The organism is Aurantimonas sp. Leaf443, assembly GCF_001425575.1.
In the GTDB taxonomy this organism is placed as follows: Bacteria; Pseudomonadota; Alphaproteobacteria; order Rhizobiales; family Rhizobiaceae; genus Leaf443.
Window position 1 is genome coordinate 595,667 of the sequence record NZ_LMRD01000006.1, and the last position, 19,100, is coordinate 614,766.

Below are 19,100 nucleotides of genomic sequence, written 5' to 3' on the forward strand. Positions count from 1 at the left end.
ATTGGTCCCGTGTCGCAGTAGGCGAGGCGAGGAAGAGGCGTCAATCTCCCGCGTCGTCGCCGCGGCCATCGAGCGGGGCGAGGCGTGGCTCGAGCCAGCGGGCGAGGTCCTGTTCCGAGAGATCGCCGGCGGCAAGGTCCAGCCATGTCCGCAGGAGATCGTCGTCGCACGACCGAAGCGCTTTCCCGTTCGCTTCGAGGAAAACGAGCGCGGCTGCGAGCGACGTGCGTTTGTTGCCGTCGATGAAGGCATGGTTCCGGATGATGCCGAAGGCCAATGAGGCCGCGAGTTCGGACAAGGAGACCGCACGGCCTCCGTCGAGAAGGCGATTGCCGACGCGCGCGACGGCGGAAGCGAGGAGCCCCTCGTCGCGAAGGCCCGGCGCTCCGCCGAAATGCGCCAGCTGGTCGGCATGCAGGGCGAGCACGACCCACTTGTCGAGAGGAACGAGCCGAGAGCCTATTTCGCCAGTTCCGAAAACACGGTCCGGCGGGCTTCGAAGATCCGCCTCGCCATGGCACGCGCCTCGTCGATGGCGAGTGTTCGCGGCGTGGCCCCGCTCATGTCCGGCCGCGGCGCGGCGTCCCTGTCGGCGTCCGCGGGGCGGCCTTCATGCGGCTCGTGCGAGAATGGCGTCCTGCTGCGATCCATCGCCGGCGTCCGTTTTCGTCCCGAGCGCAGCATGGCGCGTCCGCGGGTAGCGGAGCAAGGCCCGCCTTCAACGCTTCAGATGCCGCGTCAGTCGTCGTTCGGCGAAGTCGGTGAGGTGGCGCAGCGCTTCCACGATCATGAGGTAGAGGACCGCCGCCCAGATATAGGTCTGGAAGTCGAAGGTGCGCGAATAGGCGCGGCGCGTCTCGCCGAGGAGGTCGTAGACGGTGATGATCGCCACGATCGCGGAGGCCTTCACCATGAGGATGATCTCGTTGGCATAGGGCCGCAGCGCGACGATCATCGCCTGGGGCAGGATCACCTTCCGGAAGATCACCCCGCGCGACAGGCCGAGCGCCCGCCCGCCCTCCCATTGGCCGCGCGGCACGCTGGCGACCGCGCCGCGCAGGATCTCGGCCTGATAGGCCGCCGTGTTGAGCGAGAGGGAGAAGGCCGCGCAGTACCAGGCGTCGCGGAAGAACCACCAGAGGCCGATGCCCTCGAAGAAGCCGCGGAACTGCCCGAACCCGTAATAGACGAGGAAGATCTGGGCGATGAGCGGCGTGCCGCGGAAGAAGTAGACGAAGACGAAGGCGAGCCCGCGTGCCAGTGGGTTTCTGGCCGTGCGACCGAAGGCGATCGGCAGCGACAGGAGCGCGCCGAAGACGAAGGAGGTCAGGACGAGCGAGATCGTCGTGCCGAGGCCCTTCAGGTAGAGCGGGCCGTAACGGGCGATGAGCTCCGGGTTCCAGACCTCGACGAGGTAGTAGACGAGGCCGATGCCGGCCAGCGCGATAAGGCCGAGCGCGACGAGGCCGGCAAGGCCGGGGCGGGGCTTCGGCGGCGCCAAGGGCGCGGCGATCGGAGCGCTCATCGGGCGAGCTCGCCGCGGTTCACCCGCCGGTCGATGCGGTCGATGACGAGCGAGGACAGCATGGTGAGCGCCAGATAGGCGACGATGGCGACCCCGAAGAACAGGAACGGCTCGCGCGAGACGCGCGCGGCGATGCCGGCCTGGCGCAGCGTGTCGGCAAGGCCGATGGCGGAGACGAGCGCCGTGTCCTTCAGGAGGTTCATCCAGAGATTGCCGAGCCCCGGCAGGGCGATGCGCACGAGCTGCGGCAGGACGACGAGGAGCATGATGCGCGAGGGGCGCAGGCCGAGCGCACGGGCGCCCTCCGTCTGGCCGACGGGGATGGCGCGGAAGGCCGAGAGAAGCACCTCGCTGGCGAAGGCCGCGAAGACGAGGCCGAGCGCCAGCATGCCCGAGACGAAGCTCGACAGGGCGATCTCGGGCAGGCCCGTCGCGCTGGTCAGCGTGCGCAGGGCGTTGTTCAGGCCGAAATAGACCAGGAAAAGCGTGAGGAGTTCGGGCAGGCCCCGGAACACGGTGGTGAAGATCTGCGCGGCGAGATTGAGCGCCTTGTCCTGCGACTGCTTGGCCAGCGCCAGCAGGAAGCCGCCGGCGAGGCCGAGCGGCAGCGTCGCCAGCGCCAGCGAGGCGGTGACGAGGATGCCGAGACAGATCTCGTCGGCCCAGCCGGTCGGCCCGAAGGAGAGGAGCGTGAGATAGGTGTCCATCGACTCGCGCAATGCGGCATCACCCCAGCGGGTGTCGGAACGGCGGAGCGCTGCCGGCTTCGCTCCGCCGTCCGTGCAGGCGGCTTACTGGCCGTAGACGTCGAAGTCGAAATACTGGTCCTGGATCTTCTTGTAGGTGCCGTTCTCGCGGATGGCGACGATCGCCGCGTCGAACAGGCCCTTCAGCTTGTCCTCGCCCTTGCGAAGGCCGACGCCGACGCCCTTGCCGTAGATCGCGGGGTCGGCGGCCAGCGTGCCGAGCACCTTGCAGCAGGCCCCTTCGGGGGACTTCAGCCATTCGGTGAGCACGACCACGTCGTCCATCACCGCATCGACGCGGCCGTTGACGATGTCGAGCTTGTATTCCTCGGCGGTCGGATAGAGGCGCACGTCGGCGTCCGGGAAATAGGCCTCTGCGGCCTGCGCGTGCGTGGTCGAGGTCTGGGCGCCGATCGCCTTGCCGTCGAGCGCCTCGGGCGTGGCGGCGGTGATGGGCGAGTCCTTGGGCACGGCGATGGCCGGCGGGGTCTGGTAATATTTGTTGGAGAAGGCGATCTGCGCCTCGCGCTCGGGCGTGATCGACATGGAGGCCAGGATGGCGTCGAAATTGCCGTTCTGCAGCGCCGGGATGATGCCGTCCCAATCCTGCGTCACGAAGGTGCAGGTCACCTTCATCTGCTCGCAGAGCGCCTTGGCGATGTCGATGTCGAAGCCCTTCAGCTCGCCGCCGGCATCGAGATAGTTGAACGGGGGGTAGGCGCCTTCGGTGCCGATCCGGATCGTCGACCAGTCCTTGTCGGCATCGCTGCTCTGGGCGGCGGCCGTGCCCGACAGGAGAGCAGCGAAGGACGCTGCGAGGACGACTGACTTCAGAAACTGCATGAGAACCTCTTGGATGGCACGACGACTCCGTCATGGCGCCGATCTATGCATGCCTATTGTAAAGGCGATGCTGCCACCGTTTCGGCGGCGAATGCAATTGGCATCTTGCGGAACGCACGTGATTTATGAAGGGGCCAGATGAGCCTCGCAAAGGGCGAGGTCGTCCGGCGTGTTGACGTTGAAGAACGGATCGCCGCCGGGCGCATCGGGGGCCTCGCCGATGTCGACGGCCTCGAATGTCGCCTCGTCCAGAAAGGCCATGAGCGCCAGCGGCCGCGCCGCGTCGAGCCAGGCCGAGAGGCGCGGGCGCAACGAGAGCGGCCAGAGCGAGACGGCCGGCTGCGGCCTTGCCCGGAACCGGACGATCGCAGGGCGGGACCCGGAACAGGCGAGCCGGGCGGCGAGGTCCTTCGGCAGGAAGGGCGTGTCGCCGGGCACGACGAGAAGCTGCGCGGGCCCGCCCGCCCGTTCTTCCAGCGCCATGAGCCCCGCCTCGATGCCGGCGAGCGGGCCGAGGAAACCGTCCCGCCGGTCGGGCACGCAGGGCAGGCCGAGAAACGCATAGGCCTCGGCGTCCGACGTGTTGAGGAACAGCGGCGCCACGCTGCCGGAGAGCGCGTCGGCGACATGGGCGACGAGCGGTCTTCCGGCGAGACGGCGCAGGGGTTTGGGATGGCCGGCGCCCATGCGCGTGCCCCGCCCGCCGGCCAGGATGAGCCCGGCCGGCCTCACGCGGCGCGCCGTCCCGACCTCGCGGCGAGCGAGGAGGCAAGGCCCGGCAGCGCGAAGCCCAGCATGACGAGCGTGAGGCCGAGCATGCCGGACGAACCGGTCGCGACATGGGCGGCGAGGATCGAGGCGACGGCGCCGAGGCCGATCTGCAGGGCGCCGAGCAGGCCGGCCGCCGCGCCCGCCGCGTCCGGCCGGATGCTGACGCCGCCGGCCGTCGCGGACGGCAGCGCCATGCCGTTGCCGAGGCCCACGAGAAGCATGGGCGCGAAGAGCGCGGCCGGCACGAGGAACCCGAGCAGGGCCGCCGCGACGCTGATCGAGACGCCGACGATGTTGATCGACGAGCCGATCACCATCATGCGCTTCACGCCGACGCGTTCGGAGAAACGCCCGGTGATGAAGTTGCCGATCATGTAGCCGAGCGCGCAGAGCGTGAACCAGAGCCCGTAGCCGGCGGGCGTCATGCCCAGGACATGGACCGCCACGAAAGGCGCGCCGCCGAGAAAGGCGAAGAAGACGCCGGAGGTGAAGGAGGAGGAGCCGGAATAGGCCCAGAGCTGGCGGTCGCCGAGCAGCGCGCGGTAGCTCGCCATCTGCGCCAGCACCGGGCGGCCGCGGTCGCGGTTGGTCTCCGAGAGGTCGAAGACGAGAAGCGCGAGCGTCATGACGCCGAGGGCGCCGAGCAGCCAGAACACGCTGCGCCAGCCGAAGGCGGCATCCATCATGCCGCCGATCGCCGGCCCGACCATCGGCGCGACGGCAAGGCCCATCGTCACGTAGCCGATCATGCTGGCGGCGCGCCGCCGGTCGTAGACGTCGCGCACGATCGCCCGCGACAGGCCGATGCCCGTGGCGCTCGCCGCCTGGACGATGCGCCCGAGGAGGAAGAGATGCACGCTCGGCGCCAGGAGGCACAGGGCGGTTCCGGCGAGAAACAGCACCATGCCGCCGATGATGACGGGACGGCGGCCGAACTTGTCGGAGAGCGGGCCGGCCACCAGCTGGATCACGGCCGTCGCCACGAGGTAGAGCGACAGGCCGAGCCCGATCGTCGCCCCGTCGGCCTGAAGGTCGCGGGCGATCGAGGTCATCGAGGGCAGGAAGATGTTGATCGCGAGGGGCGAGAGAGCGGAGGCGATCATCAAGGTGGCGAGCGCCGGCCGGCGCACGAAGGACGTATCGTCGCGACCCTCCTGGCGCTCGTCCGCGTCGGAGACGTTCATCGTCCCCTTGCCGCTCTGCAGATCGTCCATGGCCACCGTCCGATTCAGCTGGGCACGCTCGTCGCCGAACGCACGGCCTGGACCTGGCCGACGCGGCGTTCGCGCGCGAACGTGTAGATGCCGCTTCCCACGACGATCGCCGCGCCGACAAGCGTCAGCGCCGAGGGAAACTCGCCGAAGACGAGAGCGCCGAGGATCAGGGCGTAGAGAAGCATGAAATAGCGGAAGGGCGCGACGAAACCCGCGTCGCCGATCCGCATGGCGCCGACGATCAGCACGTAGCCGCAGGCGACGCCGATGGCGGCGAAGGCGAGGATGCCGAGCGTGTGAAGCTCCAGCGGCACCCAGCTGCCCGAGGCGAGCGACCAGCCGAAGCCGATCGCCATGTTCGCCGCCGCCGTCATGGTGGCGATGAGAAGGGTCGGGATCGTCTGGTCGATGCCGCGCGTGGTGAGGTCGCGCACCGCGCAGGCGACGACGGCCAGAAGCACGAGCGTCGAGGCGAAGGTGAATCCTTGCGCGTCGGGGCGAACGATCAGGAGGACGCCGATGAAGCCGACGGCCGTCGCCGTCCAGCGCCGCCAGCCCACGGCCTCGCCGAGAAAGATCGCCGCCCCGACGGTGACGACGAGCGGCAGGGCCTGGAAGATGGCCGTGGCGTTGGCGATGGGCAGGAGGCCGAGCGCGGTGACATAGGTGATGCTCGCCATCACGTCCGCGCCGGTGCGCAGCGCCACGCGCTTGTCCAGCATGCGCCCGGGCGCGCGCAGCGAGCCGCGCCAGGCGGCGAGGGGCAACAGGATGAGCGTCGCCATCAGGCCGCGCACGCCCATGATCTGGGAGGTCGGCAGGTCCGCCGAGGCGATCTTCACGCAGACGTCGTTGACGATGAAGCCCGCCATCGAGGCGAGCATCAGGATCGCGGCCTTGGCGTTGGAGGTGGCGACGGGGGGACGGGCGGGCAAGGCAAGCACTCGGACATGGATGATAGTAGGCCTGCCTTACGGTTCCAGGCCCGGGAAAGCGAGCGCCAAGCGCAGCGGGATCAGGAAAAGTCCATCGGCCCGGCCGTCATAGCCCAATGCCGGCGCGGTGTCAGTCGATCGGGCGGGCGCGAAGCGTCAGGGTCACGGGTCCGACGAGCGGATCGTAGACGCGGCGCGCGCTCGGCGGGTAACGGAAGGTGACGGAGTGGATGAGCCGGTCGCGGAACAGGTAGCGCTCGTAGAAGATCTTGCCGTCGCGATAGCCGGAGACCACGGCCCAGCTGTCGCCGGAACGCCGGTAGGTCACGTCGTCGTCCGCGGCCCGTGCGGCGACGAGCGAGCGCGGCGTCTCTCCGCCGGCATTGGGGCGGGCGTAGATATAGAGCTCGCCGCCGTCCGGCGCCGCCCAGCCCAGCCCGTCCTCCTCTTCGGGCGCGGGCAGGCGCTCCGGGAAGACCTCGGCCGGAAAGCTCGCCTGCGTCCCGTAGCGGGCGTTGCGGTAGGTGAACGTGTCGGCGCTCGCGGCGCCGACGAGAAGCGACGCGCCGGCGACGAGCGCCAGAAGGAGGGGGCGCGGCGTCACGCGATCAGCCTCCCGTGACGCTCATGTGGCGCGAGACGGACGGGCGCGACGTCGTGCGGTCGATGACGAAGTCGTGGCCCTTGGGCTTGCGGCCGATGGCCTCGTCGATGGCCCGCGACAGGAGTTCGTCGCCCTCGGAGGCGCGCAGCGGCGTGCGAAGGTCGGCGGCGTCCTCCTGCCCGAGGCACATGTAGAGCGTGCCCGTGCAGGTGACGCGCACGCGGTTGCAGCTCTCGCAGAAATTGTGCGTCATCGGCGTGATGAAGCCGAGCCGCCCGCCGGTCTCGGCCACCTCGACATAGCGCGCCGGACCGCCCGTGCGGTAGCCGATCTCGCTCAGCGTGTAGCGCTCGGCCAGACTGCGCCGCACGGCCGACAGCGGCAGGTAGCGGTCGGTCCGGTCCTCGTCGATCTCGCCCATCGGCATGGTCTCGATCAGCGTGAGGTCCATGCCCTCGCCATGGGCCCATTCGATCATGGAGGGAATCTCGTCCTCGTTGAAATCCTTGAGGGCGACGGCGTTGAGCTTCACCTTGATGCCGGCGGCCTGCGCGGCGCGGATGCCGGCAAGCACGCGGTCGAGCTCGCCCCAGCGGGTGATCGACTTGAACTTGGCGGGATCGAGCGTGTCGAGCGAGACGTTCAGGCGCTTCACGCCGCAATCGGCGAGTTCGCCGGCGAAGCGCGAGAGCTGCGAGCCGTTGGTCGTCAGCGTCAGCTCGTCCAGCGTGCCGGCCACGAGATGGCGCGACAGGCCGCGCACCAGATGCATGACGTTCTTGCGCACCAGCGGCTCGCCGCCGGTCAGGCGCAGGCGCCGCACGCCCTTGTCGACGAAGGCGCTGCACAGGCGGTCGAGTTCTTCCAGCGTCAGGAGATCGCGCTTGGGCAGGAACGTCATGTCCTCGGCCATGCAGTAGACGCAGCGAAAGTCGCAGCGGTCCGTGACCGAGACGCGCAGATAGGTGATGGCGCGCCCGAACGGGTCGATCATCTCCGGCGTGGACGGGAAGAGACGGGCGGACTTGATGTCTTGCGAAAGGTCCATGACAATCCGCTCCGTGGAGCGGTCTCCTCCTGTCTGCTTGGACAGGGAATGTGGAAGCGGCAGGGGGGTAGGTCAAGCGCCTGCCGCCCATCAAGCCATTGGACGAAGGAATGAAATGCCGATGACCGCGAGTGCCGCGCCCCGCGAACTGCGCGTTTCGCCCGACCGACGCACGCTCACCGTCGTCCTGCCGGACGGGGCGAGCGACAGGCTGACGGCGGAAATGCTGCGCGTCCTCTCGCCCTCCGCCGAGGTGCAGGGCCATTCGCCCGAGCAGCGCAAGACGATCGGCGGCAAGGCGAATGTCGCCATCGCCGACATAAGGCCGATCGGAAACTACGCCGTGCGCATCGTCTTCGACGACGGCCACGACAGCGGCCTCTTCACCTGGAGCTACCTCGCCGATCTCGGCGAGCGGCGCGAGGCGCTGTGGCAGGCCTATCTGGACGAGCTGAAGGCCAAGGGCCTGTCGCGCGAGCGCTGAAGGGCCCAGGCGCGCCCCGCCGCTCGCCGCAGAACGGGAAGCGGCGCGCGATCAGCGCTGGAAGGCGGGCAGGGCGTCGAACGCGTCCTTCAGCGAGTTCGACCAGCCTTCCGAGATCGTCCGGTAATAGGGATCGCGGTGGTCGAAGCGGCGACGGTAGCCGGCCTTCAGGCTGTCGGTCTCGTAGAACTGCAGGTCGATCGGCAGGCCGACCGAGAGATTGGAACGGATGGTGGAGTCGAAGGAGACGAGCAGGAGCTTGGCGCAGTCGTCGAGCGACATGCCGCGATCGTAGGTGCGGATGATGATCGGGCGGCCATATTTATGTTCGCCGATCTGGAAGAACGGGTTGTCGGCGCCCGCCTCGATGAAATTGCCCTCGGGATAGATCATGAAGAGGCGCGGACGCCCGCCTTTGATCTGGCCGCCGAGCAGGAACGTGCCCGAGAACATGGAATCCGCGCTCTGCCCGGCGCCGGAGGTGGAGGAGATGACCTCCTTCAGCGTCTCGCCCACGAGCTTGGCGGTCTGGAACATGGAGGGCTGCTGGAGGATCGCCGGCTCGCGCTTCTCGGGCGCGACGGAACGCTCCTCCAGGAGCGAGATCGTGCCCTGCGTCGTGGCGAGGTTGCCCGCGCTTAGAAGACAGATGAAGCGCTCGCCCGGCACCTCCCAGGTCTTCATCTTCGAGACGACCGAAATGTTGTCGATGCCCGCATTGGTGCGGGTGTCCGACATGAAGACGAGGCCCTTGTCGACCAGAAGCCCAACGCAATAAGTCATGGTCCAACCATTTCGGATGCTCATTCCCGCATGGGAATGCGGCGGCGGATGATCCGTTGCCGCGCGCTCTTCCACAATCGCCGGGGCGGGCCTGTGGCAAACTTATCCGGCTCTGTTGCCGAAACGCCCGGCGAGGCGAGGCGGCACACGCAGCCTCGCCGAAGGGTGGCGCGCCTTCAGGGATAGAAGCTGTAGTCCCGGGCGATCTCGCTGGCCAGGCGATTGTTGTCGATGACGAACCCTTCGAGGAATTCGTGCAGGCCGCCGTCGATGATCTCGGTCACGTTGGTCTGCGAGAAGCGCCGGTTCATCGTGCGCGCCGTCTCCAGGCAGCCGTGCCGGGCCTCGTAATTGCGGTCGAGAAAGCCGAGACTCTCTTCGATCGAGGCATAGCAGAAGGCCAGCGAGCGCGGCATGCGCCGGTTCAGCATCAGGAAGTCGATGATGTTCACCGCCCGCTGCTCGCCCTGGTACTCCCAGGCATAGGAGCGGTGGGCCGAGACCGAGCGCAGGATGGACTGCCACTGGAACGTGTCGAGCGGCGAGCCGACCGAGGAATGATCGGGCAGGAGCACCCAGTATTTCACGTCGAGGATGCGCGCGGTGTTGTCGGCGCGCTCGATGAAGGCGCCGAGATTGCAGAAGTCGAAGATCTCGTTGCGCAGCATCGTGCCGTGGAACGTCCCGCGGATAAGCGCGGTGTGGCGCTTCACGAGATCGAGGACTTCCGGCAGTTCGCGCTGGTTCACCGGCCGCTCCAGCCGCTGCTTGATGGTGAGCCAGCTCTCGTTCAGCGCCTCCCAGAGGTCGCGCGTCAGCGCGGTGCGCACCATGCGCCCGTTCATGCGCGCGGTGTCGATGGAGGAGCGGACGCTGGACGGGTTGTCGCGGTCGCTGATGAGGAAGGTGATGATCTTGTCGGGATCGGGATCGCCGTGCTTGGCGGTATAGGCGGCCTCGATACCGGCGCAGACGAGCAGCGACTGCCACTCGTCCGTCTCCTCCGCGATGTTGGTGAGGGAGAGGCGCAGGCCGGCATCGGCCAGGCGCGCCATGTTGTCGGCCCGTTCCAGGTAGCGGAACATCCAGAAGAGGCCGTTGGCGGTGCGTCCGAGAAGCGTCATCGGTCGGTCAGTCCCTCAAAACCCAGGTGTCCTTGGTGCCGCCGCCTTGGCTGGAATTGACCACCAGCGAGCCCTCCTTCAGCGCGACGCGCGTCAGGCCGCCGGGGACGATCCGGATCTTGTCGGAGACGAGGACGAAGGGTCTGAGATCGACGTGCCGGGGCGCGAGCCCCTTCTCCACGAGGATCGGCACGGTGGAAAGCGCCAATGTGGGCTGGGCGATGTAATTGCCGGGGCGCTGGCGCAGCTTGGCGGCGAAGGTCTCGCGCTCGGCCTTGGACGCCGCCGGGCCCACCAGCATGCCGTAGCCGCCCGACCCGTGCACCTCCTTGACGACGAGTTCGTGCAGGTTGTCGAGCACGTAGGCGAGCGTGTCGGCCTCCGCGCAGCGATGGGTCGGCACGTTCTCCAGAAGCGCCTTCTCGCCGGTGTAGAACTCCACGATCTCCGGCATGTAGGAGTAGATCGCCTTGTCGTCGGCGATGCCGGTGCCCGGCGCGTTGGCGATGGTGATGCCGCCGCTTTTGTAGACGCCCATGATGCCGGGAATGCCGAGCAGCGATTCGGGGCGGAAGACCTTCGGGTCGAGATAGGCGTCGTCGACGCGCCGGTAGAGGACGTCGATCGGCTGGTAGCCCTTGGTCGTGCGCATCTGGATGCGCCCGTCGATCTCGCGCACGTCCGAGCCCTCGATCAGCTCGACGCCCATCTGGTCGGCGAGGAAGGCGTGCTCGTAATAGGCCGAGTTGTGGATGCCGGGCGTGAGGACGGCGATGGTCGGCACGCCGTCGCAGGCCGGCGGGGCCACGGCCTCCAGCGAGCGGCGCAGGGTCTGGGGATAGGTCTCCACCGGCCGCACGCGGTTGCGCGCGAAGAGCTCGGGGAACATCTGCATCATCGTCTCGCGGTTCTCGATCATGTACGAGACGCCGGAGGGGGTGCGGGCATTGTCCTCGAGGACGTAGAACTGGTCCTCGCCGACCCGCACGATATCGGTGCCGATGATGTGGGTATAGACGCCGCCGGGCGGCCGGAAGCCCTCCATCTCCGGCAGGTAGGCCTCGTTGCCCTTGATGAGGCGTTCGGGCACCTTGCCGGCCTTCACGATCTCCTGGCCGTGATAGATGTCGTCGAGAAACGCGTTCAGCGCCTTCACGCGCTGCTCGATGCCCTTTTCCAGCTTCTCCCACTCGGCGCGCGCCATGATGCGGGGCACGAGGTCGAAGGGAATGAGCCGCTCGGCCGCCTCCTCCTCGCCGTAGACGGCGAAGGTGATGCCGGTGCGGCGGAAAACGCTCTCGGCCTCGCGCGCCTTCTGCACGAGCGACTCGGGATCCTGCTCGCCGAACCAGTCGAAGAACCGTCTGTACGGCTCGCGGACCGAGTCTTCGCCGAGCAGCATCTCGTCAAACGGCTTCACGGGCATTCTCCATCGCATCCCTTGGACACACAGGATGAGCGGCCGCGCATAAAATCAAGCCTGAAGGAGAAGGGGGCGGCAACCTGCACGATCTTTTTGCCGAAGGCCCTGCCTTTGGGCAGGCCGGTGATGAACGAGCAGGCGCGGAGCGACGGGATTTGCCGTGCGGAGACGGGTTCGGGCGCGGTCACGTTCGCGTTTTCCGGCTCGACGCCCCGTGCGGCCGCGCCACGTCGCGACTCTCGCAGGTCAGGCGGGAACGGGGGGATAACGCATGCGCATGAACGAGCCGAACGGACAGAAGGCGCTCGACGACCGCGGGGGCATCGGGCTTACCGCGGGCCTCGCCCCGCTCGTTCCCCTCGCGGCCTTCGCCGTTCTGGTCTGGCTCGCGCCGCCGGCGCAGGCCTTCTTCGCGCTCAACGCCGCCTTCCTCTGGGCCGGGGCGATGCTTGCCTATCTTGCCGGGCGCGCGCCTTTCTGCCTGCCCGGCCAGCGCGGCAACGCCCTTGCGATCGTCCTGATGGGGCTTGCCTTCGCCGTTCTGATCGCCGCGATCTGGGCCTATCCGCGGCTGTCGCTCGGCCTTTCCGCGGCGGGGTTCCTTCTCGCCTTCGCGGCGCGCGCGCGCGCGGGTGCGGCCCGGCGCGTTCTCGCCGCGCCGGGACTGGCGCTCGCGCTGGTCTCGCTCGCGGCCGTCGCCGTCGCCGTGATCTCCGACCCCGGCCTGTAGCTCAGCCGGCCGGGACGGCGGGCGCGGGCCCGCCGCGCCAGAGCGAGGCGACGGGCTCGCTCGCGTTGTCGGGCTTGGCGTCGCCGATGAAGACGACGACGGGGCCCGGATCGGGCTCGTGCGGATCGTAGAAATCGAGGAGCCCGGGATAGGCCGCCTGCAGGAAGGCGGGCATGCGGCCGGCCTCCCGCAGAAGGTGGTCGATCACCACCTGATCGCCATGCACGGCGTTCGGCACGGGGCCGCAGGAGCCCGGAATCATCCAGCGTGCGGCGTCCCGCGCGAAGGTCTCGTAGACGAGGGCAAGCTCGTCGCCCGCCCAGCGCATCAGGGCGCTGGAGAGTCGGCCTTTCAGGAAATGGTCTTCCATCGCGGCAAGGCCCGGCTCGCAGAGTTCGGGCGCCGGCGCCGCGAAGACCGTATCGAGATCGCAGAGGAGGACGGTGCCGCCGAAGAGCCCTGGCCGGAAGGCCTCCATCTTGGCCCACCAGCCCGGCCAGTCCGTGACCAGCGGGAGGCGTTCCACGCCGTCGCAATCGACGGCGAGATCGGTGAGGCAGACGATGCGACCAAGATCGGGAAGGGCGCGCCGCGCGCCGCGGGCGAGCCGGTCGACCCAGACGCCGTCGTAGCGTCCGCCGCCACGGCAGACGGTGACGAGCGTCAGCATCGTGTCTCCCGTCCGGTCCCGATGAGGATCTGTCCCGCCATGTCGTCTCCGCCGCATCCGATGAGGGAAGCTAGGCGGCTCGGCGCAGGACGACAGGCCGTTTCGCGCCCGTCGGCTGCGACCCGTCGCCTCGGTCGCGGATGGCAGGGTCGGCTCGTCAGGCCGGCACGACCTCGACGCTGACATGGCTGAGGCCGTGGATGGAGGCGAGGCGCCGCTTGTAGGCCGCCGGCTCGAGCGGCTCCGGCGAGACGAGCGAGACGATCGCCGCCATGTGGCCGGGACCGACGCGCCACAGGTGAAGGTCGGCGATGCGGTCTCCGGCCGTCTCGAGGCGCGAGCGGATGGCGCTCTCGGTCTCGGCGCTCGGCACGACATCGAGGAGGACGGCGCCGCTCTGCCGCACGAGGCCGAGCGACCAGCGGGCGATGACGAGCGCGCCGATGATGCCGGCCGCGGCGTCCATCCAGAACCAGCCGTAGAGCCAGCCCGCGCCGAGACCGGCGATGGCCAGCACCGAGGTCAGCGCGTCGGCGAGAACATGCATGTAGGCCGCGCGCAGGTTGGCGTCGCCCGAGGCCGGGGCATCGTGCTCCTGCGCCGTGGCGTGGTGATGGTCGTGGCCGTGGTCGTGCCCGTGACGATGGTGCCCCTGGTGGAGGAGCGCCGCGCTGGCAAGGTTCACGACGAGTCCGAGAATGGCGACGACCATGGCTTCGCCGAAGCGGATGGGCGCGGGCTCCAGAAGCCGCAGAACCGATTCCAAGCCGATGCCGAGCGCAACCATCGCCAGGATGATGGCGCTGGCGAAGGCGGCGAGATCGCCGATCTTGCCGGTGCCGAAGGAGAAGCGCGGGTCGTTCGCGTGGCGGCGGGAATAGAGATAGGCGAGCGCGGCGATGAGCAGGGCGCCGGCATGGGTCGCCATGTGGAAGCCGTCGGCCAGGAGCGCCATCGAGCCGAAGAGCGATCCGGCGACGATCTCGCCGACCATCATCGCCGCCGTCAGCGCGATGACGATCCAGGTGCGCCGCTCGTTGCGCTCGTGGTCGGCGCCGAGGAAGACATGAGCGTGCCCCGCGGCCCCACCGGCCCGTGCCGCTCGCGGCGACTGCGCGGCGTGGCCATGGTCGTGATCGTGTCCGGCCGCGTGCTCGTGATGCCCGGCGGCGCCGTGGTCGTGGTCGTGCATGGCGGGCTCCCGTCAGAGATACCTGGCGATCTCGCGCAGCTGCGCCACGGCCTCGTCCATGCCGTGCGGGCGCGGGCCGGGCAGATCCGCGAGGTGATGGTCGATGTGATCGAGGATCAGCATCTGCTTGGACTTCTCGAGCGCCTTGATCACGGCCTGGAGCTGCTGGGCGAGGAGGAGGGCGTCCCGTCCTTCCTCGACCATGCGCAGCACGCTGGAGAGATGGCCCTCCGCGCGCTTCAGGCGCTTCTTCAGTTCGGGATCCGTCCTGTGGCTCATCGCCGATCCTATCCCCCCGGAGGGGATAGGGGCAAGTCCCGTCTGGCGATGCCGGTGTCCGAACGCAGACGGCCCGCTCCTCGTCGGAGCGGGCCGTGTCTTTCCGGTCGGTCCGCCGGCACCGGGCGACCCGCGCTCGGTGCCGGCGATCGGCTCAGTCTTCCGAGGCCTGGAACTTGCGCAGCTGGCGCGTCGCGAAGGGGGCGACGAGCGCCAGAAAGGCGATGGCCAGCAGCGTCGCCGAGCCCGGATTCTCCAGAAGGATCATCGGGTCGCCGAGGCTGATCTGGAGGGCGCGCCGCAGCTGGTTGTCGGCCATCGGTCCGAGGATGAGGCCGACGATCGCCGGCGCGATCGGGTAGTCGTAGCGCCGCATCAGGAAGCCGAGGAAGCCGAAGATCACCAGCATCACGAGTTCGATCACGCTGGGGTTCGAGGCGATCGTGCCCATGGCCGCGAAGACCAGGATGCCCGCGTAGAGCCAGGGCAGCGGCACGCCGAGGAGGCGCACCCACAGCCCGATCAGCGGCAGGTTGAGGACGATCAGCATCACGTTGGCGATGAAGAGCGACGCGATCACGCCCCAGACGAGGTCCGGCGCCTGCGTGAACAGGAGCGGGCCGGGCTGCAGGCCATATTGCTGGAAGCCGGCCAGCATGATCGCGGCGGTCGCCGAGGTCGGCAGGCCGAGCGTGAGCAGGGGCACGAGCGTTCCGGCGGCGGCCGCGTTGTTGGCCGCTTCCGGACCCGCCACGCCCTCGATCGCGCCCTTGCCGAACTCTTCCGGGTGCTTGGAGAGGCGGCGCTCGGTCGTGTAGCTGAGGAAGGTCGGGATCTCGGCGCCGCCGGCCGGCAGGGCGCCGATCGGGAAGCCGAAGGCGGTGCCGCGCAGCCAGGGCTTCCACGACCGCTTCCAGTCCTCCTTCGTCATCCAGAGCGAACCCTTGATGGGGATCGGCTTCTCCGGCGCGTAGAGGTGGCGGGAGGCGACGAAGAGCGCCTCGCCGACCGCGAAGAGGCCGACGGCGAGCGTCGTCACCTCGATGCCGTCGAGAAGGTCGGGCACGCCGAAGGTGAGGCGCGCCTTGCCGGTCAGCTGGTCGATGCCGATGAGGCCGAGGAAGAGGCCGATGGCGAGGCTGGTGAGGCCGCGCAGCGGGGACGAGCCGAAGGTGGCCGCCACCGTGACGAAGGCGAGGACCATCAGGGCGAAATAGTCCCACGGCCCGAAATTGACCGCCAGGCGCACCAGGATGGGCGCGAGGAAGGCGAGGCCGATCGTGGCGATGAGGCCGGCGACGAAGGAGCCGATGGCGGCCGTGGCGAGCGCGGGGCCGCCGCGGCCGGCGCGGGCCATCTTGTTGCCTTCGAGAGCGGTGACGACGGACGCGCTTTCGCCCGGCGTGTTGAGGAGGATCGCCGTGGTCGAGCCGCCATACATGCCGCCGTAGTAGATGCCGGCGAACATGATGATCGAGCCGCCGGGATCGAGGCGGAAGGTGACGGGCAGGAGCAGCGCCACCGTGAGCGCCGGTCCGATGCCCGGCAGCACGCCGACCGCCGTGCCGAGCAGCACGCCGATGCCGGCGAAGAGGAGGTTCATCGGTTCCAGGGCGACGAGGAAGCCCGAGCCGAGAGCGAAGAAGGAATCCACCCTGCGCCTCCTAGAAGAGCCGCTCGAGCGGACCTTCGGGAAGGGTCAGCGTCAAGAGGTTGTTGAACAGAAGGAAGACGAGCAGGCTGAGAACGAAGCCGATGGCGAGATCGGCCACGATCGCCTTGCGGCCGAAGGCGCGCGCCGTGAAGGCGAAGAGGAGCGTCGAGCCGAGGACGAAGCCGGCGCCGAGCCAGATGCAGGCGATCAGCGCCAGAAGGCCGCCGCTGACCCAGCCGAAGGCCTTCCAGTCCGCCTCGTCGGGCTCGGGCAGGCCTTCGCGGAAGGCGCTGATGAAATGTCCGATGCCCAGAAGCGCGAGGAAGACCGAGACCACGTAGGGCATGGCCGCGGGGCTGATGCCGTAGGTGAAGCCGGCCTTCAGGCGGCTGGCATCGAATGCGGTGACGCCTGCCGCCACGAACAGCAGGATGCCGACGACGAGCGCCGGCCTGTCGAATTTCTTTCCACTCGCCATGCTCAAGGCGATACCCCTTCAGATCCGATCCCCAGATGTGGAAGAGGGCGCCGAAGCGCCCCCTGCCGATCTCAAGACCCCGTTCAGTTGACGAGGCCAATGCTCTTCAGGATCTCGGTGATACGGGCGTTCTCCGAGGTGATGTAGGCGGTGAACTCTTCCGAGGGCATGTAGTAGTCCGTCCAGCCGCGGGCCTTCAGCGTCTCGGCCCACTCGGGCGACTTGACGGTGGCTTCCACGGCGGAGGCGAGCTTGGCCTTGTCCTCGGCGGCGAGGTCCGGGCCGGCGAAGAGGCCGCGCCAGTTGATCAGCTCGACTTCGACGCCCTGCTCTTTGAGGGTCGGCACGTCGACGCCGGCCATGCGCTCGGGGCCCGAGACGCCGAGGGCGCGCAGCTCGCCCGACTTGATCTGGCCCTCGAACTCGCCGTAGCCGGAGATGCCCGCGGTCACGCGGCCGCCGAGCATGGCGGCGAGCGCCTCGCCGCCGCCGGAGAAGGCGACGTAATTGATCTTTGCGGGATCGGCACCGGCATCCTTGGCGATGAGGCCCGCGAGGATGTGGTCGGCGCCGCCGGCCGAGCCGCCGGCCCAGGTCGTGTTGGCGATGTCGTCCTTCAGGGACTTCTCGAGATCGGCCATCGTCTTGAGCGGCGAGTCCTTGGGGACGACGACGACGAGCGGCTCGCCGATGACGCGGGCGAGCGGCGTGACGGCCGAGAGGTCGACCGGCGCCTGGTTGGTCAGGATGGCGCCGACCATGACGAGGCCGCCGACGAGGAGCTGGTCGCCCTTGCCCTTGGCGTCGTTGGCGAACTGCGCGAGGCCGATCGTGCCGCCGGCACCGGGGACGTTGACCACCTGGACGCTCGTCGCCTGACCGGCCTTGGTCATGGCTTCCTGCAGGGCGCGGGCCGTGGAGTCCCAGCCCCCGCCGGCGGCGGCGGGCGCCACGATCTTCACGCTCGGCAGCGGCTCGGCCTGGACCGGCATGGCGGAGGTGGCGAGAGCCGCGGCAAGCGTGCCCGCGGTCGCGAGGCGACGGATGATGCCAAACATGAAATTCCTCCCGGGAAAGTAAGACGGCGTGCCGATCGACGGTGGATTGGGACCTTGCGCCAGACTTCGAAATGCACCGATGGAATTTTCCCGTCAAGCGGGCGCTCTCTTGACCCATGGCGCGAAGAGCGCAATCTCCCCATGCTTTTGCTTCACGGCCGTCGCCGACCGCAGTGCCGCGTCCCGCCGGCGGACCGCGATCGACCCGCGCGTCCCGGCGGCACGGCGCCGCAGTCCAAAGAGTTTCAAGCGTCTATTCCGCCGCCTGCGCCGACGGCTCGAAGGACGGGCGCACGAAGCCGCCGGTGCGTTCGGCGAGATACTGCATGAAGTCGTAGATCGGGCGCTCGAGATAGGAGAGATGGCCGGGCCTTGCGACCGCCGCACTCAACCCGCGATAGACCTTCTCCGTGCAGCCGCGATCCTCGACATTCACCTTGTCGAGCATGGTCTTCAGGAGCTTGAGATTCTCGGCCCCGCGCGGGTCCTCCAGGAAATCCGGCGAAAGGCCGCCGCCGAAGGTGATGTGCACCTGGCCCGGGCCCTTGGGATGCAGGGACAGATACCAGAAATAGCCGGGCGTCAGCGTCACGAGATGGCTCGGATAGATCGCCATCAGCGCCGTGGTCCGGCGCCAGTCGCCGGTGAGGCGCGTGTTGTCCGGATGGGCGTTGCCGATCGGCAGCGTCGCGTCCTTGATGATCCAATGGTAGTTGAAGGCTTCCAGCCCCGGCGGGCAGTCCATCTCCTCCAGCTTGTGCAGGGGGCCGATCGTGCCGGCATGGCAGACGGGCAGGTGGTAGCTCTCCATGAAGTTCTCGGCGAGCACCTTCCAGTTCGTGTCCCAGACATGCGTCTCGCGGAAGGACTCGACGTAGGTCTCCATGCCATATTGCGAGATCATCGCCTCGAGCGGGGCGAGCGCCTCGGCGACGCTCGGGCGCGTGGCGTCGAGAGTCACATAGACCCAGCCCAGCCATTCCTCGCAGCGGATCTGCGGCAGCGCGTAGTCGCCTTTGCAGAAGCCGGTCGTCGCCTGCATGAAGGGCGCGCCGCGCAGCGTGCCGTCGAGATTGTAGGTCCAGGCATGATAGGGGCAGACGATCGAGCGCACGTTGCCGGAGCCTTCGAGCAGGGTCGACATGCGGTGCAGGCAGACATTGGACAGGGCCCGCAGCACGCCCTCGCGATCGCGCAGGACGACGATCGGCTGGCCGGCGAGGTCGTAGGCGAGATAGTCGCCGGGCGACTTCAGCGAGGAGGCGCGGCCGACGCAGACCCATTCCTTGGCGAAGACGTCGGACAGTTCGCGCTCGACGAAATCCTCGTCCGTGTAGACGCTGGGCGGCATGGCCAGCGCGTCCTCGAAGGGGCGCGCGGCCGTGTCGAGCAGTTCGCGGACGGCCTTGATCTCGGACATGGCGACGGTCCCTCTCGCGGACGGAAAAGCGGAGCGGGCGAAGTCTGCCGCCCGATCTGGAAGAGTTCCAGGATAGTGCGGGCTTGAGCAGGCGGAAAACCTATTTATCCTCTCTCGGG

At 68.6% G+C, this 19,100-nt stretch carries 22 protein-coding genes; 2 read left to right on the forward strand and 20 right to left on the reverse strand.

Annotated features, from left to right (window positions below; genetic code table 11):
• Positions 1–40: 40 nt before the first annotated feature.
• From ASG48_RS07450 to moaA, 10 genes are all read right to left on the reverse strand, one after another.
• Entirely contained in the window at positions 41–463 is a 423-nt protein-coding gene (locus ASG48_RS07450) for a type II toxin-antitoxin system death-on-curing family toxin (RefSeq protein WP_055847388.1), read from the reverse strand.
• Positions 460–651 carry a hypothetical protein gene (locus ASG48_RS07455; protein WP_055847391.1) on the reverse strand — a complete coding sequence of 64 codons (192 nt, stop codon included), beginning with the start codon at positions 649–651 and terminating at the stop codon, positions 460–462. The genes ASG48_RS07450 and ASG48_RS07455 overlap by 4 nt, the downstream gene beginning before the upstream one ends.
• Before the next feature lie 67 nt (positions 652–718).
• Entirely contained in the window at positions 719–1,525 is an 807-nt protein-coding gene (locus tag ASG48_RS07460; protein ID WP_055847394.1) for an ABC transporter permease, read from the reverse strand.
• Positions 1,522–2,232, reverse strand: coding sequence for an ABC transporter permease subunit (locus ASG48_RS07465; protein WP_055847398.1), 711 nt, complete (start codon positions 2,230–2,232; stop codon positions 1,522–1,524). The genes ASG48_RS07460 and ASG48_RS07465 overlap by 4 nt, the downstream gene beginning before the upstream one ends.
• 84 nt (positions 2,233–2,316) lie before the next feature.
• Complete coding sequence (locus ASG48_RS07470; RefSeq protein WP_055847401.1) at positions 2,317–3,114, reverse strand: ABC transporter substrate-binding protein; 798 nt, start codon at positions 3,112–3,114, stop codon at positions 2,317–2,319.
• 123 nt (positions 3,115–3,237) lie between these two features.
• A complete protein-coding gene (gene mobA / locus ASG48_RS07475; protein WP_055847404.1) occupies positions 3,238–3,846 on the reverse strand; it encodes a molybdenum cofactor guanylyltransferase in 609 nt (202 codons plus the stop codon).
• Positions 3,843–5,099, reverse strand: coding sequence for a multidrug effflux MFS transporter (locus tag ASG48_RS07480; RefSeq protein ID WP_244486808.1), 1,257 nt, complete (start codon positions 5,097–5,099; stop codon positions 3,843–3,845). The genes mobA and ASG48_RS07480 overlap by 4 nt, the downstream gene beginning before the upstream one ends.
• A 14-nt stretch (positions 5,100–5,113) precedes the next feature.
• Complete coding sequence (locus tag ASG48_RS07485; protein WP_244486811.1) at positions 5,114–6,034, reverse strand: DMT family transporter; 921 nt, start codon at positions 6,032–6,034, stop codon at positions 5,114–5,116.
• Between the two features lie 130 nt (positions 6,035–6,164).
• Positions 6,165–6,638 carry a hypothetical protein gene (locus ASG48_RS07490; protein ID WP_055847406.1) on the reverse strand — a complete coding sequence of 158 codons (474 nt, stop codon included), beginning with the start codon at positions 6,636–6,638 and terminating at the stop codon, positions 6,165–6,167.
• Positions 6,639–6,642: 4 nt separating this feature from the next.
• Positions 6,643–7,686 carry a GTP 3',8-cyclase MoaA gene (gene moaA, locus ASG48_RS07495; RefSeq protein ID WP_082529303.1) on the reverse strand — a complete coding sequence of 348 codons (1,044 nt, stop codon included), beginning with the start codon at positions 7,684–7,686 and terminating at the stop codon, positions 6,643–6,645.
• 121 nt (positions 7,687–7,807) lie between these two features.
• On the opposite strand from moaA, the gene ASG48_RS07500 reads away from it, so the two are divergent.
• Positions 7,808–8,170, forward strand: a complete 363-nt coding sequence (locus tag ASG48_RS07500; protein ID WP_055848028.1) for a DUF971 domain-containing protein — start codon at positions 7,808–7,810, stop codon at positions 8,168–8,170.
• 51 nt (positions 8,171–8,221) lie between these two features.
• Here ASG48_RS07500 and ASG48_RS07505 read toward each other — a convergent pair whose 3' ends face one another.
• The 3 genes from ASG48_RS07505 to ASG48_RS07515 all read right to left on the reverse strand — a co-directional run bounded on the left by ASG48_RS07505 (position 8,222) and on the right by ASG48_RS07515 (position 11,479).
• On the reverse strand, positions 8,222–8,953 hold the full coding sequence (locus tag ASG48_RS07505; protein WP_055847408.1) for a proteasome-type protease: 732 nt from the start codon (positions 8,951–8,953) through the stop codon (positions 8,222–8,224).
• Between the two features lie 176 nt (positions 8,954–9,129).
• A complete protein-coding gene (locus ASG48_RS07510) occupies positions 9,130–10,077 on the reverse strand; it encodes an alpha-E domain-containing protein (protein WP_055847412.1) in 948 nt (315 codons plus the stop codon).
• A gap of 7 nt (positions 10,078–10,084) precedes the next feature.
• Positions 10,085–11,479, reverse strand: a complete 1,395-nt coding sequence (locus ASG48_RS07515) for a circularly permuted type 2 ATP-grasp protein (RefSeq protein WP_200939584.1) — start codon at positions 11,477–11,479, stop codon at positions 10,085–10,087.
• A 298-nt stretch (positions 11,480–11,777) separates the two neighbouring features.
• Between ASG48_RS07515 and ASG48_RS07520 the strand changes: the two genes are divergently transcribed.
• The gene (locus ASG48_RS07520) at positions 11,778–12,230 is read left to right on the forward strand and encodes a hypothetical protein (protein ID WP_156381494.1); all 453 of its coding nucleotides are present in this window, start codon (positions 11,778–11,780) and stop codon (positions 12,228–12,230) included.
• A 1-nt stretch (position 12,231) separates the two neighbouring features.
• On the opposite strand, the gene ASG48_RS07525 is transcribed toward ASG48_RS07520, so the two are convergent.
• The 7 genes from ASG48_RS07525 to ASG48_RS07555 form a co-directional block, all read right to left on the reverse strand.
• Positions 12,232–12,900, reverse strand: coding sequence for a hypothetical protein (locus ASG48_RS07525; protein ID WP_055847419.1), 669 nt, complete (start codon positions 12,898–12,900; stop codon positions 12,232–12,234).
• A 157-nt stretch (positions 12,901–13,057) separates the two neighbouring features.
• The gene (dmeF, locus tag ASG48_RS07530) at positions 13,058–14,092 is read right to left on the reverse strand and encodes a CDF family Co(II)/Ni(II) efflux transporter DmeF (RefSeq protein WP_055847422.1); all 1,035 of its coding nucleotides are present in this window, start codon (positions 14,090–14,092) and stop codon (positions 13,058–13,060) included.
• Between the two features lie 12 nt (positions 14,093–14,104).
• The gene (locus ASG48_RS07535; RefSeq protein WP_055847425.1) at positions 14,105–14,371 is read right to left on the reverse strand and encodes a metal-sensing transcriptional repressor; all 267 of its coding nucleotides are present in this window, start codon (positions 14,369–14,371) and stop codon (positions 14,105–14,107) included.
• 154 nt (positions 14,372–14,525) lie between these two features.
• Entirely contained in the window at positions 14,526–15,974 is a 1,449-nt protein-coding gene (locus tag ASG48_RS07540) for a tripartite tricarboxylate transporter permease (RefSeq protein ID WP_200939585.1), read from the reverse strand.
• Between the two features lie 61 nt (positions 15,975–16,035).
• Positions 16,036–16,503, reverse strand: coding sequence for a tripartite tricarboxylate transporter TctB family protein (locus ASG48_RS07545; protein ID WP_156381495.1), 468 nt, complete (start codon positions 16,501–16,503; stop codon positions 16,036–16,038).
• A gap of 83 nt (positions 16,504–16,586) precedes the next feature.
• A complete protein-coding gene (locus ASG48_RS07550; protein ID WP_244486832.1) occupies positions 16,587–17,495 on the reverse strand; it encodes a tripartite tricarboxylate transporter substrate binding protein in 909 nt (302 codons plus the stop codon).
• A gap of 319 nt (positions 17,496–17,814) precedes the next feature.
• Positions 17,815–18,981: an SRPBCC family protein gene (locus tag ASG48_RS07555; protein WP_055847434.1), complete on the reverse strand. Its 1,167-nt coding sequence runs from the start codon at positions 18,979–18,981 to the stop codon at positions 17,815–17,817.
• Positions 18,982–19,100: the final 119 nt, after the last annotated feature.